General features: G+C 64.6%; 13 protein-coding genes. 6 read left to right on the top strand and 7 right to left on the bottom strand.

The window, feature by feature from the left end:
* Window positions 1-122: 122 nt before the first annotated feature.
* Window positions 123-1,937, top strand: a complete 1,815-nt coding sequence (edd, locus tag JI749_RS16160) for a phosphogluconate dehydratase (RefSeq protein ID WP_201656285.1) — start codon at window positions 123-125, stop codon at window positions 1,935-1,937.
* 17 nt (window positions 1,938-1,954) lie between these two features.
* On the opposite strand, the gene mutL is transcribed toward edd, so the two are convergent.
* The gene (mutL, locus tag JI749_RS16155; RefSeq protein ID WP_201656283.1) at window positions 1,955-3,754 is read right to left on the bottom strand and encodes a DNA mismatch repair endonuclease MutL; all 1,800 of its coding nucleotides are present in this window, start codon (window positions 3,752-3,754) and stop codon (window positions 1,955-1,957) included.
* Between the two features lie 154 nt (window positions 3,755-3,908).
* On the opposite strand from mutL, the gene fabV reads away from it, so the two are divergent.
* On the top strand, window positions 3,909-5,084 hold the full coding sequence (gene fabV / locus JI749_RS16150; RefSeq protein WP_201656280.1) for an enoyl-ACP reductase FabV: 1,176 nt from the start codon (window positions 3,909-3,911) through the stop codon (window positions 5,082-5,084).
* Window positions 5,085-5,088: 4 nt separating this feature from the next.
* Window positions 5,089-5,538 carry a nucleoside deaminase gene (locus tag JI749_RS16145; RefSeq protein WP_233280789.1) on the top strand — a complete coding sequence of 150 codons (450 nt, stop codon included), beginning with the start codon at window positions 5,089-5,091 and terminating at the stop codon, window positions 5,536-5,538.
* Here JI749_RS16145 and JI749_RS16140 read toward each other — a convergent pair.
* From JI749_RS16140 to JI749_RS16125, 4 genes are all read right to left on the bottom strand, one after another.
* Window positions 5,535-6,416 carry a patatin-like phospholipase family protein gene (locus tag JI749_RS16140; protein ID WP_201656277.1) on the bottom strand — a complete coding sequence of 294 codons (882 nt, stop codon included), beginning with the start codon at window positions 6,414-6,416 and terminating at the stop codon, window positions 5,535-5,537. The genes JI749_RS16145 and JI749_RS16140 overlap by 4 nt on opposite strands.
* 142 nt (window positions 6,417-6,558) lie before the next feature.
* Window positions 6,559-7,833, bottom strand: coding sequence for a phosphoribosylamine--glycine ligase (gene purD / locus JI749_RS16135; protein ID WP_201656274.1), 1,275 nt, complete (start codon window positions 7,831-7,833; stop codon window positions 6,559-6,561).
* A 94-nt stretch (window positions 7,834-7,927) separates the two neighbouring features.
* Window positions 7,928-9,298, bottom strand: a complete 1,371-nt coding sequence (locus tag JI749_RS16130) for a glutamate--cysteine ligase (RefSeq protein ID WP_201656271.1) — start codon at window positions 9,296-9,298, stop codon at window positions 7,928-7,930.
* A gap of 74 nt (window positions 9,299-9,372) precedes the next feature.
* Complete coding sequence (locus JI749_RS16125) at window positions 9,373-10,113, bottom strand: 16S rRNA (uracil(1498)-N(3))-methyltransferase (RefSeq protein WP_201656268.1); 741 nt, start codon at window positions 10,111-10,113, stop codon at window positions 9,373-9,375.
* A gap of 128 nt (window positions 10,114-10,241) precedes the next feature.
* Between JI749_RS16125 and ubiA the strand changes: the two genes are divergently transcribed.
* Window positions 10,242-11,171, top strand: a complete 930-nt coding sequence (gene ubiA / locus JI749_RS16120; RefSeq protein ID WP_201656265.1) for a 4-hydroxybenzoate octaprenyltransferase — start codon at window positions 10,242-10,244, stop codon at window positions 11,169-11,171.
* 78 nt (window positions 11,172-11,249) lie between these two features.
* Here ubiA and JI749_RS16115 read toward each other — a convergent pair whose 3' ends face one another.
* Complete coding sequence (locus tag JI749_RS16115) at window positions 11,250-11,765, bottom strand: DUF6101 family protein (RefSeq protein WP_201656262.1); 516 nt, start codon at window positions 11,763-11,765, stop codon at window positions 11,250-11,252.
* 267 nt (window positions 11,766-12,032) lie between these two features.
* On the opposite strand from JI749_RS16115, the gene JI749_RS16110 reads away from it, so the two are divergent.
* Together JI749_RS16110 and JI749_RS16105 are read left to right on the top strand one after the other, a co-directional pair.
* Window positions 12,033-12,893, top strand: coding sequence for a 3'(2'),5'-bisphosphate nucleotidase CysQ (locus JI749_RS16110; protein ID WP_201656259.1), 861 nt, complete (start codon window positions 12,033-12,035; stop codon window positions 12,891-12,893).
* The gene (locus tag JI749_RS16105) at window positions 12,886-13,128 is read left to right on the top strand and encodes a DUF4170 domain-containing protein (protein ID WP_201656256.1); all 243 of its coding nucleotides are present in this window, start codon (window positions 12,886-12,888) and stop codon (window positions 13,126-13,128) included. Before JI749_RS16110 ends, JI749_RS16105 begins: the two co-directional genes overlap by 8 nt.
* 146 nt (window positions 13,129-13,274) lie before the next feature.
* Here the strand turns inward: JI749_RS16105 and JI749_RS16100 are convergent, their stop codons facing one another.
* On the bottom strand, window positions 13,275-14,423 hold the full coding sequence (locus JI749_RS16100; protein WP_201656253.1) for a glycosyltransferase family protein: 1,149 nt from the start codon (window positions 14,421-14,423) through the stop codon (window positions 13,275-13,277).
* Window position 14,424: the final 1 nt, after the last annotated feature.

Genomic DNA, 14,424 nt, shown 5'->3' with positions numbered 1-14,424 from the left:
TCCCCTTCGCGGTCCCCAATCGACCACCTAGGCCACTTTTGGCGCCAGACGGCACGTTGTCAGGAAAAGTGCGTCCACTTTTCCGAAGCGAGAACGTGCCCACCAAGGAGTAGGAGCTCGCCATGTCTGTCCGCCAGGCCATCCAGGATGTCACCGATCGCATCGCCGCGCGCAGTCGCGACACCCGTCGCGACTATCTCGGCCGTCTCGATGCCGCGCGCGAAGCCGGCGTCCACCGCGCCGTCCTCAGCTGCGGCAATCTTGCCCATGCATTCGCGGCCTGCACCCCCGCGGAAAAGGCGGCTCTGGCCGGCAACAAGACGCTGAACCTGGGCATCGTCACCAGCTATAACGACATGCTGAGCGCCCATCAGCCCTATCAATTCTACCCCGACATCATCAAGGAGGCCGCCCGCGCCATCGGCGCCACGGCTCAGGTCGCCGGGGGCGTGCCGGCCATGTGCGACGGCGTGACCCAGGGCCAGCCTGGCATGGACCTGTCGCTGTTCTCGCGCGACGTCATCGCCATGTCGACGGCCATCGCCCTCAGCCACAACATGTTCGACGCGGCGGTCTATCTGGGCATCTGCGACAAGATCGTGCCCGGACTGTTGATCGGTGCACTGACATTTGGGCACCTTCCCGCTGTTTTCGTGCCGGCGGGGCCAATGCCATCGGGCATTCCCAACGACGAGAAGAGCAAAGTCCGCCAGCTCTACATGGAGGGCAAGGTCGGCCGCGCCGAACTGCTCGAGGCCGAGAGCAAGTCCTACCATTCGGCCGGCACCTGCACCTTCTACGGCACCGCCAATTCCAACCAGATGCTGATGGAGATCATGGGCCTGCACCTGCCGGGCGCCAGCTTCGTCAATCCGGGCACGCCGCTGCGCGACGCGCTCACCCGCGAAGCCACCGTCCGCGCCCTGTCGCTGACGGCGCTCGGCAACAACTATACTCCCGTCGGTCACATCATCGACGAAAAGGCCATCGTCAACGGCCTGGTGGGTCTGCATGCCACCGGTGGATCGACCAACCACACCATGCACCTGATTGCCATCGCTGCCGCAGCGGGCCTGCAGGTGACCTGGGACGACATGAGCGACCTCAGCGACGCGACGCCGCTTTTGGCCCGCGTCTACCCCAATGGCGTCGCCGACGTGAATCACTTCCACGCCGCGGGCGGCATGGGCTTCCTGATCCAGGAATTGCTCGAATCCGGCCACCTGCACGAAGACGTCAAGACCGTCTGGGGCGATGGTCTCTCCGGCTACAAGGTCGAGGCCAAGCTGATCGAGGACAAGCTGACCTTCGAAGCCGCTCCCAAGGAATCGGCTTTGCCCAAGGTCCTCACCAAGGTGGAAACGGCCTTCCAGCAGACCGGCGGTCTGAAGCTGCTTACCGGCAACCTCGGTCGCTCTGTCATCAAGGTCTCGGCCGTCAAGCCCGAGCACCGCGTCGTCGAAGCCCCGGCCCGCGTCTTCCACGGGCAGGAGGGGCTTCAGGCTGCCTTCAAGGCGGGGGAACTCAATGGCGACATGATCGCCGTGGTGCGCTTCTCCGGCCCCAGGGCGCTCGGCATGCCCGAGCTGCACAAGCTCACGCCCTCGCTCGGCATCCTGCAGGACCGCGGCTTCAAGGTCGCCCTGCTGACTGACGGCCGCATGTCGGGCGCCTCGGGCAAGGTGCCCGCCGCAATCCACATGACGCCTGAAGCCGTGGATGGTGGCCCAATCAGCAAGATCCGCGACGGGGACATGATCCGGCTCGACGCCAATGAGGGCACGCTGACCTTCCTGGGCGACGAGAAGGAGTTCTTCTCCCGCACCCCCGCCACCGAAGACCTGCGCAGCCAGCATTACGGCATGGGCCGCGAGCTGTTTGCCGGGTTCCGGAGCCTGGTCGGCGTCGCCGATCGCGGGGCAAGCGTATTCCAGTAGCCGTCAGGCGGCGGGCTCTACCTGCTTCGTCCAAATAGCCGCTCGATGTCTTTCTGCTTGAGCTCGACATAGGTGGGCCGGCCGTGGATGCATTGGCCGGAATGGGGCGTCGCTTCCATGTCGCGCAGCAGCGCGTTCATTTCGTCGACGCGCAGGCGCCGTCCCGAGCGGACTGAGCCGTGGCAGGCCATGCGGGCGATGATGGCTTCCATGCGATCTGAAACGGCGGCGATGGAATCCCATTCCGCCAGCCCATCGGCAACGTCTCGGACCAGGCCCTCGATGTCGGAATTGCCGAGCAAAGCAGGCGTTTCGCGCACTGCAATGGCACGGGCGCCGAAGCGCTCGAGATAGAGCCCGAAGCGCTCAAGCTCCGACGCGGCGTCTTCGAGCCGGGCGCAATCCTCTTCGGGTAGCTCAACGACCAGGGGGATGAGCTGCGCCTGGCTTGGCACCGGCCCGGCAGCGAGTTGCGCCTTGAACCGCTCATAGACCAGTCGCTCATGCGCCGCATGCTGGTCCACCAACAACAGGCCCTCCCCGTTCTGGGCGATGATGAAATTGTCGAACATCTGTGCCCGGGCCGTGCCCAGCGGGAATTCCACAAAGGCGGGCGACGGCTCCACCTCTACCCGCGCACTGGGCTCGGTAAAGCCATCGAGCCGCGGCGATGACCAGGCCGGCGCAGAGGCCGGCCGCGCGGGCGTCGGGCCCCAGACCCGCGGCGGTTCCGGCGCGTTGAAGGATGGCGCCTCTGCCGCTTGATAGGCCGGCGCCGTGAACGCCCCGAGCACGTCCTCCGCGACGCTCGTCGATGCTTTGAATCCGGCCGCCGCGAGGGCCTCGCCTATGGCGCGGATCACCGCACTGCGGACGGCGCCGGCATCGCGGAAGCGCAGTTCGGCCTTGGCCGGGTGGACGTTGACGTCCACCTCGCCCGGGTCGATGGCGATATAGAGCGCGACCACGGGGAAGCGGTCACGGAACGTGTAGTCGGCATAAGCTGCGCGCACTGCCCCCACCAGCACCTTGTCGCGCACCGAGCGGCCATTGACGAAGTAGAATTGGCTGAGCGAGTTCGCCCGCGTATAGGTGGGCAGGCCCGCCAGGCCTGCCACCACGACGCCATGGCGGCTGGTGGCCAGCGTCGCAGCATTCAGTGCGAAATCGTCGCCGATCACCTGCGCCAGCCGCGCCTGCAACGCTCCCGATCCCGTGATGGCGGGCCAGTTGCTGGGCGAGCGGTCGGTACCATTGAGTACGAAATGCACTGATGGGTTGGCCATGGCGAGGCGCTTGACCACATCTGATATCGCAGCCGCCTCGGCTCGGTCAGTCTTGAGGAACTTAAGACGGGCCGGGACATTGGCGAAGAGATTCCTCACCTCGACAATAGTCCCCCGGTTCATGGCTTGCGGCAGCGGGCCGGAGCGTATGCCATTCCGCACGTCGATCCGCAGCCCGCTCTCGGCCTTGGCGGTGCGCGACGACACCGATAGCTCCGCCACCGAGCCGATCGAGGCCAGCGCCTCGCCGCGAAAGCCCAGCGTACGGATATCGTCCAGGTCGTCGACACTCAGCTTGGAAGTGGCATGCCGCTCCACCGAGAGAACCAGGTCCGCCCGGTCCATGCCGTGACCGTCATCCTCGATGCGGATCAGCGCCTTGCCGCCACCGGCCGTGGTGATGACGATCCGGCTGGAGCCGGCGTCGATGGCATTTTCCACCAGTTCCTTGACCACGCTGGCAGGCCGCTCCACCACTTCGCCGGCAGCGATGCGATTGATGAGGTCTGCGGGCAACTGGCGGATGGGCAAGGGCGATTCTCCTGGCGAAGAATATAGGGCAGGGCGGCCAGCTTTCCGACCCGCTTTGCGTTGAGCGCACAGGCGAACGCGGTTGTTGCCCCTGTGACAGCCCCGCATCCGTCTGCTATTGCGGTGCGCAAGAACTCTTCAGAGGAGCGCAGCCTTGATCATCGAACCCAAAATCCGCGGCTTCATCTGCACCACGGCCCACCCGGTCGGTTGCGCCACCAACGTCCAGCGCCAGATCGACCATGTCGTGATCAAGGGCGCCATTCCCTCGCCCCGCAACCGCGTCCTGGTCCTGGGCTGCTCGACGGGCTACGGCCTTGCTTCGCGCATCGTTACCACCTTCGGCAGCGATGCCGATACGGTGGGCGTGTCATTCGAGCGCGCGCCGACCCCGGACAAGACGGCCAGCGCCGGCTGGTACAATAACCGGGCCTTCGAATATCGCGCCAAAGCCGCAGGCCGCGTTGCCGTGACCATCGAGGGCGACGCTTTCTCGGACGCCATAAAGGCCGAGGCGATCGAAGCTATCCGCTCCCATCTCGGCCAGGTTGACCTGGTCGTTTATTCGGTGGCCTCGCCTGTCCGTACCGATCCCAAGGACGGCGTCAGCTATCGCTCGGCCATCAAACCCTACGGTGCGCCGGTCACCTCCAAGACGCTCAATACCGGCACCGGCGAAGTGTCTGAAATCTCGGTCGAGCCCGCTTCCGAAGAAGAAGCCGCCGCCACCGTCAAGGTCATGGGTGGTGAGGATTGGGAGCTCTGGATTGCCGCCCTGTCGGATGCCGGCGTACTGGCCGATGGCTTCCAGTCTCTGAACTATACCTATCTGGGCAGCGAACTGACCTGGCCGATCTATCACAAGGGAACTCTGGGCAAGGCAAAGGCCGATCTCGACCGCGCCGCGGCGGCCATCCGCGCCAAGCATGGCGAGCATGCCGCCCATGTGGTGGCGCTCAAGGCGGTGGTCACCCAGGCCAGTTCGGCCATTCCGGTCGTGCCGCTCTATGGTACGCTGCTGATCAAGGTCGAGGACGAAATGGGACTGGGCGAAGGTCCGATCCAGCAGATCGACCGGCTGTTCCGCGACAAGCTGCAGGGCGAACTTCATCTCGATGATGCCGGCCGCATTCGCGTCGACGACTGGGAACTGTCCGACACCATGCAGAAGGAACTGGCCAGGCGCTGGGCCATGCTCGACACCGATAACCTGGCCGAGCTGGCCGACCTGCCCAAGTACCGCCAGGAGTTCCTCAAGCTTTTCGGCTTCGGGCTCGGCGGCGTCGATTATGGCGCCGATGTCGACCCGCAGGTAGTCCCGGCAAAGTAAAGCCGTGGCAGCCGCTTCGCCCATGGACCTCGCCCTGACGCTGGCCGAAGAGGCCGGCGCCAATGGCGAGGCCCCAGTCGGCGCCGTGGTGATGGAGGGCGAAATCGTCCTTGCCGCCGAGCGCAACCGCATGAAGGCGCTGGGCGACCCAACGGCCCATGCCGAAATGCTGGCCATCCGCACGGCGCTCGCCAAACGCGGCACCGGGCGGCTCGATGGTTGCGACCTCTATGTAACGCTCGAACCCTGCGCCATGTGCGCGGGAGCGATTGCCCATGCCCGGCTGCGCCGTGTCTATTTTGCCGCCGAGGACATCAAGGCGGGGGCGGTCGAAAACGGCGTCCGCTTGTTCGAGCAGCCGACCTGCCACCACAGCCCCGAAGTCATTGGCGGCGTCGGCGCGTCCCGCTCGGAAGCGTTGCTGCGCGAATTCTTCCGGGCGTTGCGTGCCTAGCTGCCCGGATTGCTGTCGATCACAGGCACCTTGCCGGCGATATAGGCCTCGACCTTATCCGCCAGGATGCGCTTGAAGCGCTCCTTCTCCATCTCGGCATGGGCCACGATTTCACGCACCCGCCAGAATTCGAGCGCACCGAAGTGGGTGACATGTGGGCGGATATAGATGTCCGGCGGATAGGCGGCCATCATGTGCGCCGTCAGCGAGTGCATCATGATCTGCGCCGAGCCGAACCAGATGTCGAGCGCCTTGTGGTCGGTCTTGGCGATACCTTCGGACGGATCTCCATTGACGTCGATACCAACAAGGAAATCGGTATCGATATCGGCCTGGTCCAGCGGCAAAGGATTGACCACCCCGCCATCGACCAGGATGTGGTTGGCATAGACCACGGGCTTGAACAGGCTCGGAATGGCGATGGAGCCGGCGATTGCCGGCCGCAACAGGCCCGAATTGAAGACCACCTGGTGCCAGGACTGGAAATCGGTCGCCACGACGTAGAGCGGGATTTTCAGGTCCTTGAATTCAAGCGGAAAGTTCGATGGGGTAAAGGCATCCACGATGCTGGTGGCGTCCAGCTGCATCGAGATGCCGTTCTTGAGGATGCCCCCGATGCCACGGATCTGCGTCGCCCAGAGCTTGGTGGCGATGGTGCGCATCGTGCCCAGCACCTGATAGGAATGCTCGCGGAGCTCCTTGCCGGTCATGCCAGCGGCCCAACCGGCGCCGATCAGCGCGCCGATGGAAGTGCCCGATATGACCGAAGGCTTCAGCCCCAGCTCGTCCATCGCTTCGATATAGGGGATATGCGTCAGGCCGCGCGCCGAGCCGCCGCCCAGCGCAATGCCGATCCGAGGTCCAGAGATCGTCTGCATGCTACCCCGCTCCTCGCCCCTGTGGCGCAGCCGCTGTGCCAATGCGAGGCCGCGCTGTTGCAGCGGCGTGAGCGGGCGTTGCGGCGGCGTCTCGTCAAAGACGGTCTTGAGGTAGGCTACGCCCCCGAAGTTTAGGAAGGGTTCAAGGCGCGGAGCGGGCGAGTTCCCGCCAGCCGATGTCTCGGCGGCAAAAGCCCTCTGGCCAAACAATCTGGTCCACGCCTGCGTAAGCACGGCTTTGCGCCTCTTTCAGGTCCTTGCCCAAGGCAGTGACGTTGAGAACGCGGCCGCCGGCAGCAAATAAACGTTCACCATCACGGTGCGTTCCGGCGTGAAAGACGTGAAGATTCTCGCTGTCGAGGACATCGGCGCCAACGATCTCCGAGCCCTTGCCGTAGCCGCCCGGATAGCCCTTGGTGGCCATGCAGACCGTCATGGCGAACTGGTCCTTCCACTGCACCTCGTGGCCTGCCAAAGTGCCGGTTGCGGTGGCGTGGAGCAGCGGCAGCAGGTCGCTTTCCATGCGCATCATCATGACCTGCGTTTCGGGGTCGCCGAAGCGGGCATTGTATTCCACCAGCTTGGGGCCAGCCTCGGTCAGCATCAGGCCGGCAAAAAACACGCCTTGATACGGCATACCGCGCGCGGCGAGGCCACGCACCGTCGGCCAGATCATCCGCTCGATGACCTCGTCGAAGACCTCACGGGTCATCACCGGGGCCGGGGAATAGGCACCCATGCCGCCGGTATTGGGACCGGTATCGCCGTCGAAGGCGCGCTTGTGGTCCTGCGCGGTGGTGAGGGGGAGGATGTCCTTGCCATCACAGAGCACGAAGAGGCTGACTTCCTCGCCTTCCATGAATTCCTCGATCACCACCTCGGCGCCCGAAGCCCCGAATGCTCCGGCGAAGCAGTCGATGATGGCCTCCTCGGCCTCCTCGACGCTCATGGCCACCGTCACGCCCTTGCCGGCAGCGAGGCCATCGGCCTTGATCACGATCGGGGCGCCCTGGGTGTAGAGATAGGCCAGGGCAGCGGCCTCGTTGTCGAAGCGACCATAGGCGGCGGTGGGAATGCCCATCTCGTCGCACAGCGCCTTGGTAAAGCCCTTGGAGCCTTCGAGCTGGCCGGCCGCCTTGCTCGGGCAGAAACAGGTGAACCCGGCGGCGCGAACGTCATCGCCCAGGCCGGCGACCACAGCCGCATCGGGTCCAACGACAACGAAATCGATCTCGTGCTCATGGCACAGAGCGATCACGGCCGCATGGTCGGAGATGTCGACGGGCAGGTTCTCGGCCACGGCGCCGGTGCCACCATTGCCCGGGGCGATGAACAGCTTGGTAAGAAGCGGCGACTGGGCAATCTTCCACGCCAGCGCATGCTCGCGCCCACCCGATCCGATCACCAGAACCCGCATGCAAGCCTCCGTGGTTGTTGGCGGCGTGATGCACGAAGGTATGCGGAGAGGCAAGGGCTTCTTCACCTCTCCCACTTGAGGGAGAGGTGAAGAATTAGAGCTCGGCTTCCTTGAAGATGCGGGTCAGATCGCCGGCCCATTCGCCGCGGAATTTCTCAAGCCAGCGTTCGGCCGGCGACTTGGCCAGGCGGATCGTTTCCTCGAGCGGCGCCAGGTGGATGCTCTCATCCTTGCCCTGTTCATTGCGGCGGTTGCGACGGACCAGGCCTGCTTCGGCAATGCCGACGGCCTGGGCCGCGACGTCATAGAGGTTGGACCGATCATGCGGGGTCATCAGGCCCAGCCGCGGCACCTCGCGCCGCATCCGCTCGCGCTCCTCGCGGCTCCATGGCTCGATCAGCTCATAGGCCGCTTCCAGCGACACCGCGTCATAGAGGAGGCCCGTCCAGAAGGCGGACAGCGCCGTGACCGACTTTTCGTCGCCCATATCGGCGCCGCGCATCTCCAGATACTGCTTGAGGCGGACTTCGGGGAAAATCGTACCGAGATGATAGTTCCAGTCGCGCCGGGTCGGCTTTTCCCCCGGCAGTTGCGGCAGCTTGCCCTCGAGAAAATCGCGGAAGCTCTCACCGGCCACGTTGATGTATTTGCCGTCGCGGATGACGAAATACATCGGCACATCCAGCGCATAGTCGGCATATTGCTCGAAGCCGAACCCCTCTTCGAACACGAAGGGCAGCATGCCGGTGCGGCTGTCGTCGGTATTGAGCCAGATATGGCTGCGGAAGCTGAGATAACCGCTGTCCCGCCCTTCGGAGAATGGCGAATTGGCAAAGAGCGCGGTGGCAACCGGCTGTAGGGCCAGGCCGACCCGCAGCTTCTTGACCATGTCGGCTTCGCTGGAAAAATCGAGATTGGTCTGCACGGTCGCCGAACGGAACATCATCGACGTGCCCAGCGTGCCGACCGTGTCCATATAGGGGGCCATGATCCCATAGCGCGACTTGGGCATGCGCTCGATTTCGGCAACGCTCCAAAGCGGCGTTACGCCCAATCCCAGGAAGTGGATGTCGAGCGGCGCCGCGACTTCCTTGGCCACCCGCATATGCTCTTCCGTTTCGGCGGCCGCCGCATGGAGGTCCGGCTGCGGCGCACCCGACAGTTCAAACTGGCCGCCGGGTTCCAGCGAGATGCCGCCATGCTTGTCCATGTCCCACAGGCCGATCGGATTGCCCGCGTCGAAAAACGGCTCCCAGCCGGTGCGCTTGCCCATGCCATCGAGCAGGGCGCGAATGCCGTCCGGGCCCTCATAGGCCACCGGGCGCAGCGGGTTGGTGTGGAACACATGCTTTTCATGCTCGGTGCCGATGCGCCATTCGCTTTCGGGCTTGCAACCGCGCGACATGGCCTCGATCAGGTCCGCCCGCGATTCAATCGGGGGCGAGATGGATTCGGCACCAGCCATAAGTTGTCCTCGGACGGTGAAGGTTCAATGCTGGCCGGGAACATAGCGTTGCACGGGCCGAAAGCAATCGCCTTTTATCGCCAATCACCGATGATAGCTTGAATCACGGCTAGTGCGGCCACCGCGGCCGTATCGGCGCGCAGGATGCGGGGCCCCAGGCTGATGGGCACCACATAGGGCAGGGTGCGCAGCCTGGCGCGTTCCTCGTCGGAAAATCCGCCTTCGGGGCCAATAAGCAGGCCGATTTTCTTGCCCCTGAGCTCCGTCAATGCCTCGACCGGCGACGAGGAAGCTTCGCCCTCGTCGGCAAAGACCAGCAAGCGGTCCGCCGGCCAGCCATCCAGTAGCCGCTCCAGCGTCACCTCGGCTTCAACCTTGGGAACGCTCAGCACCTCGCATTGCTCGGCCGCTTCGACGGCATTGGCGACCAGCCGCTCATGCTTGAGCCTGCTGACCTGGGTAAACCGGGACAGCACCGGCTGGATCGTGCCGGCGCCCATCTCCACCGCCTTCTGGATCACATAATCCAGCCGTTCGGTCTTGAGCGGAGCAAAGCCGTACCAGAGATCGGATTTCGGGGTCTGCGGCGCGATCTGTTCGACAAGATCGAGTGCCACGGACTTCTTTGAGTCGCTGGCCAGCCGGGCGAGCCAGGCGCCGTCGCGACCGTTGAACAGCACCACTTCGTCGCCCACGACCTTGCGCAACACCGCAGCAAGGTAGAGCGACTGCTCCTTGCCGAGGATCAGTTGGGCTCCGGCCGTGAGGTCTGGTTCGACGAAGAGGCGGGGCAGGGCGGCGTGGGTGCGGGGCATGGCAGTTCCTTGACGTGGCATTGTGCCACGACCTCGTCCTTCGACAAGCTCAGGATGAGGTCTACTGGAACGAGCAGAGTTGGAGTAGACCTCATGGTGAGCTTGTCGAACCACGAGGTCGTGGCACCATGTCCGAGTCCCATCAGCAGTCCGTCGCCGATGCCCAATCCGGCAACTGGGTCGATCGCTATGCGCCGGACTGGCTCAAGCCCTATGCGCGCCTGGCGCGATGGGATCGTCCGATCGGCTTCTGGCTGCTGTTCTGGCCGTGTGCCTGGGGTCTTGCGCTTGCAGCGGTCAATGAACCCCTGTTCGGGTTCGACTGGTGGGGCGCAGTGCTCATGCTGGTGGGCGCCATCCTCATGCGCGGCGCCGGCTGCACCTTCAACGATATCGTCGACCGCGACATCGACATGCAGGTCGCTCGCACCCGTTCGCGGCCGATTCCGTCTGGGCAGGTCACCGCGCGCGACGCGCTGGCCTTCCTTGTCGCCCAGGCATTGCTCGGGTCGGTCGTGCTGTTCCAGTTCAACCGCTTCACCGTCTGGGCCGGCGTCGCCTCGCTGGTACTGGTGGCCATCTATCCGTTCATGAAGCGCATCACCTGGTGGCCGCAGGCTTTCCTGGGCCTCGCCTTCTCTTACGGCGCGCTGGTCGGCTGGAGCTCGCAAACCGGCGGCCTGGGCTGGGCGCCGGTGCTGCTCTATGCCGGAACGATCCTCTGGGTCATCGGCTATGATACGATCTATGCGCTGCAGGATATCGAGGACGATGCTCTTGTAGGGGTCAAATCCACGGCGCGGCTCTTCGGCGAACATGTGAAGCCCGCCGTCGCTACGCTTTACGCCGGAGCCTTCGTACTGTGGAATGCGGCGGCTTTGCTGGCCGGCAGCAGCATCGTCTTTGCCGCACTGTCGCTCCTGGCGGCCGCGCTCATGGCCTGGCAGGTCTGGACGGTCGATGCGAGCGCGCCAGACAACCCGCGATCCCGCTTCTATTCCAACCACTATGTCGGGATCATCCTGGCTCTGGCGCTGCTGGCGGAGTGGGTCTGGTAGCCACCGCTTGCCAGAACGCCAAAAGGGCCGCCCGCACCACCGGGTCGACCCTTCCGACGTGCTTTGGAGGGCAGGAACTTATACGTCGGGCTGCATGCCCGGCTTACGGCGGTTGAGGAAGTTCGGGCGGCGTCCGGCCTCGGCGGCCAGCTTGCGGCGCGCCTGGTTATTACCCACCATCACGCCATCGACCTGCTGGCTATAGGGCATGTAGGCGCCATCGCCAGCCTTGATGAACAGCGGCAAACGGAGCTTCTTGCCCCAGTTCTGCCACTCGGCGACGACGTTGTGATTGCCCTCTTCCTCGAACACGCGATAGTTCAGCGCGTCGTCTGAATGAACGAGCTCGATCGAGCTGGTCAGCACGCCTTCTTCGGAGATCCGCGTCGCCACGGCGACGCCGATGAACTCGGTGACCGGCACCTTGATCTTGATGGCCACGCCGCTCTGTTCGAGCATGCGGCGTACGGTTACGGTCTTGACGGGGTCCCGCGGGCCATTGTCGTTCGCCGCCACGAAGCGGCGCTCAACCAGCGAGGGGCGGCCGAATGCGAGAACGACCGAAGTCCCTTCCAACGCAACACCATGAACCATTTGAATTCGCCTTCCTGTCAACTTCGAGAGCTGTTTTTTGGCGCTCCCTTTTGTAGCCCCAACATACCCCGCCCCCTTACCCGCCCCCTTAATCGGTTCGGTTAAGTTTATCTTGTTTTCCGAGAGGGTTAGCGGGGTCTTGCACCGAGTAGGGAGCAGTTAACCGCGCCGCGTGGTGGGGTGTTAACCGTGCCATATTCGACCCCGCGATCACGGCCGGCGGCGCGGCCCTTGCTCCGGGCCTGCAGCCAGCCTAAAAGGCCGGCAATGCCTGCTCCTACCACCACTTACAATGATGATCTGGAACTGCTCCGCTCTTCCGCGGTTGCAGCGGGCATCATCGCCAGCGGCTTTTTCCGCCGCGACGTCAAAAGCTGGACCAAGGAAAATTCCTCCCCCGTCAGCGAGGCCGACATCCTGGTCGATCGCTACCTGGCCGCCTCGCTGCTGCAGGCGCGACCGGACTACGGCTGGTTGAGCGAAGAGACGGTGGACAATCCCAGCCGGCTCAATTGCGAGCGGGTGTTTGTGGTCGATCCCATAGACGGCACCAGCGGTTTTCTCCGCGGCGAGGATAGCTGGACGGTATCGCTGGCAGTTGTCGAGAACGGCGTACCGGTTGCCGGCGTCGTCTATGCGCCGGTGCGCGATGAAATGTATTATGCGGCAAGGGGCGAGGGCGCGCGCCTCAACGGCCAACCCATCCGGCGCAACCGCCGTGCCGGCGCCGCCCCCATCATCCCGGCGGCCGGCGCCGTGCATCAGGAGATGCAGGCGGGTGGGCTCCTCTATACGCGAGGGCCGTATTACCCTTCGCTGGCCTACCGGCTGGTCCAGGTAGCAACCGGCAAGCTCGATGCAGTGGCGACCCGGCGGGGCAGCCAGGATTGGGATATCGCCGCTGCGGCGCTGATCCTCGATGAATGCGGCGCCCATTTTGCCGATGTTTGCACGGGCTACCCCCAATTCAACAAACGAGATGTGCGCCATGGGGCGCTTGCGGCGCTCAGCGACATGAGCCTAAAACCGCACGTTCACGCAGCGCTGATCAAGGTCTATGGCTGCCCAGCCGAGACAGGCGCAGCGGAGCAGTCCATTCCTTCACATACGGACCTCACCGATGGCTAACCAAGACCCCCCCAAGCAGCTGCTGCACCTCGTGATCGGCGGTGAGCTTTCGAGCCTCGAAGGCGTTACCTTTGCCGACCTCGACAAGGTCGACATCGTCGGGCTCTACCCCAACTATGCCGCCGCCTATGCCGTTTGGAAGCAGAAGGCCCAGTTGACGGTCGACAGCGCCCAGACGCGCTACTTCATCGTGCACCTGCACCGGCTGCTGGAGCCCGAGACGCACAAGGGGTAGGCGGACTTCGCCCTTACCCCGGAGGGGCGAGGTCGGCGGCGAAGCCGCCGGGTGAGGGGCTTTTTCTTGGTGCGGCGCTTGCGGAAGCACCCCTCACCCGATCCTGACGGACCGACCTCTCCCCGGAGGGGCGAGGTGAGAAAGTCCTACCCCATCAATGCATCGATGATCGCATGCATGGCGCCGGGGCCGCCGATACGTTGGCGGCCGATATTGGCGAGGCGCCGGCGCTCTTCTTCATTGGTCAACAAGGCCCGCAGGGCGGCACCGATGGCCGGTGCGTCTGCCGTCACCACCGTGCGGGCTTCGCCGAACAGCATCTGCTCATCGGTGAAGCGGGAGCGCCGGTCGCGCGCGTTGACAAAGGTGATGGCCGGCTTGCCCAAGCCCAAGGCCTGCACCGTGGCCGTGCCGGCCTGCGACAAGACCATGTCGGATGCGGCGAGCAGGTTGCCCATGGCGCTGCCGCGGGCCATGTGGATGGTCAGCTCCCCATCGGACAACTCCCCCAGGTCGGCGGGTTCCACGCTGAGCATGGGCGTGCGCTTGAGGCCCGCCTCTCGTGCCAGCTCGTCCACGTTGACGCTGCCGGCAACGGCCAGGAACACGTCGGGGCGCAGTTCCGCCGGCAGGCTGCGCAGGGCATCGACCTGCAGCGCAAAGCTCTCCGAGGTCAGCGCGCGGCTCCCGGGCAACAGCGTTACCGCGAGGGGGCGGCTGCGGCGGGCCCGTGCATCATAGTCGCCATAGGGAATGGCATCCATCATCACGTTGCCGGCCGACCGCGCGTCCACGCCGATGCGCTCGAGCGACTGCGCCAGGTTGTCGGCGCGACAGAAGACGGTCTTGCAGGCCTGTTTGATCGTCCAGCGCTCCGGTCCGGAATAGAGCCGCGCCGAGCCGGTCTTGTAGACATCGAGATAGGTGAGGCCGCGATGGCCGGTGAAATAGCAGGCCAGTACGCCCACCATGTCGCCAACCACGACCACGCGATCATATTTGCCGTTGACCTTGCGCAGGAAATTGAGCGCGGGTGGCACGGTGCCCAACCCGCCCGTGGCAATGTCGCGCCGCAGTGAGCCTTTTACATTGCGCCAGCCTTCCGAAGCCAGGGTGGCGCGCGGACCCACGATGGGGCAGATGCCGGCATAGGCATTGCCCGACCCGATCATCGGATAGGCTTCCACCGAAACGGTCTTGGGCAGCCGTGCCACGATGGCGGCGGCGATGGCATCCTCGCCATGGCCGTTGGAAATGAAGAGAAACCGGTTTCGGCCCGACGCTTCGGCCTCCACC

Source organism: Devosia oryziradicis (assembly GCF_016698645.1).
GTDB lineage: Bacteria > Pseudomonadota > Alphaproteobacteria > Rhizobiales > Devosiaceae > Devosia > Devosia oryziradicis.
This window is presented reverse-complemented; position numbering and strand designations above follow the sequence as displayed.

Bases quoted from the DNA above. Each gene is read 5' to 3' on its own strand.
- edd (WP_201656285.1), top strand. From the start codon at position 123: ATGTCTGTCCGCCAGGCCATCCAGGATGTCACCGATCGCATCGCCGCG.
- JI749_RS16140 (WP_201656277.1), bottom strand. From the start codon at position 6,416: ATGCAGACGATCTCTGGACCTCGGATCGGCATTGCGCTGGGCGGCGGC.
- purD (WP_201656274.1), bottom strand. From the start codon at position 7,833: ATGCGGGTTCTGGTGATCGGATCGGGTGGGCGCGAGCATGCGCTGGCG.
- JI749_RS16130 (WP_201656271.1), bottom strand. From the start codon at position 9,298: ATGGCTGGTGCCGAATCCATCTCGCCCCCGATTGAATCGCGGGCGGAC.
- JI749_RS16125 (WP_201656268.1), bottom strand. From the start codon at position 10,113: ATGCCCCGCACCCACGCCGCCCTGCCCCGCCTCTTCGTCGAACCAGAC.
- ubiA (WP_201656265.1), top strand. From the start codon at position 10,242: ATGTCCGAGTCCCATCAGCAGTCCGTCGCCGATGCCCAATCCGGCAAC.
- JI749_RS16115 (WP_201656262.1), bottom strand. From the start codon at position 11,765: ATGGTTCATGGTGTTGCGTTGGAAGGGACTTCGGTCGTTCTCGCATTC.
- JI749_RS16110 (WP_201656259.1), top strand. From the start codon at position 12,033: ATGCCTGCTCCTACCACCACTTACAATGATGATCTGGAACTGCTCCGC.
- JI749_RS16105 (WP_201656256.1), top strand. From the start codon at position 12,886: ATGGCTAACCAAGACCCCCCCAAGCAGCTGCTGCACCTCGTGATCGGC.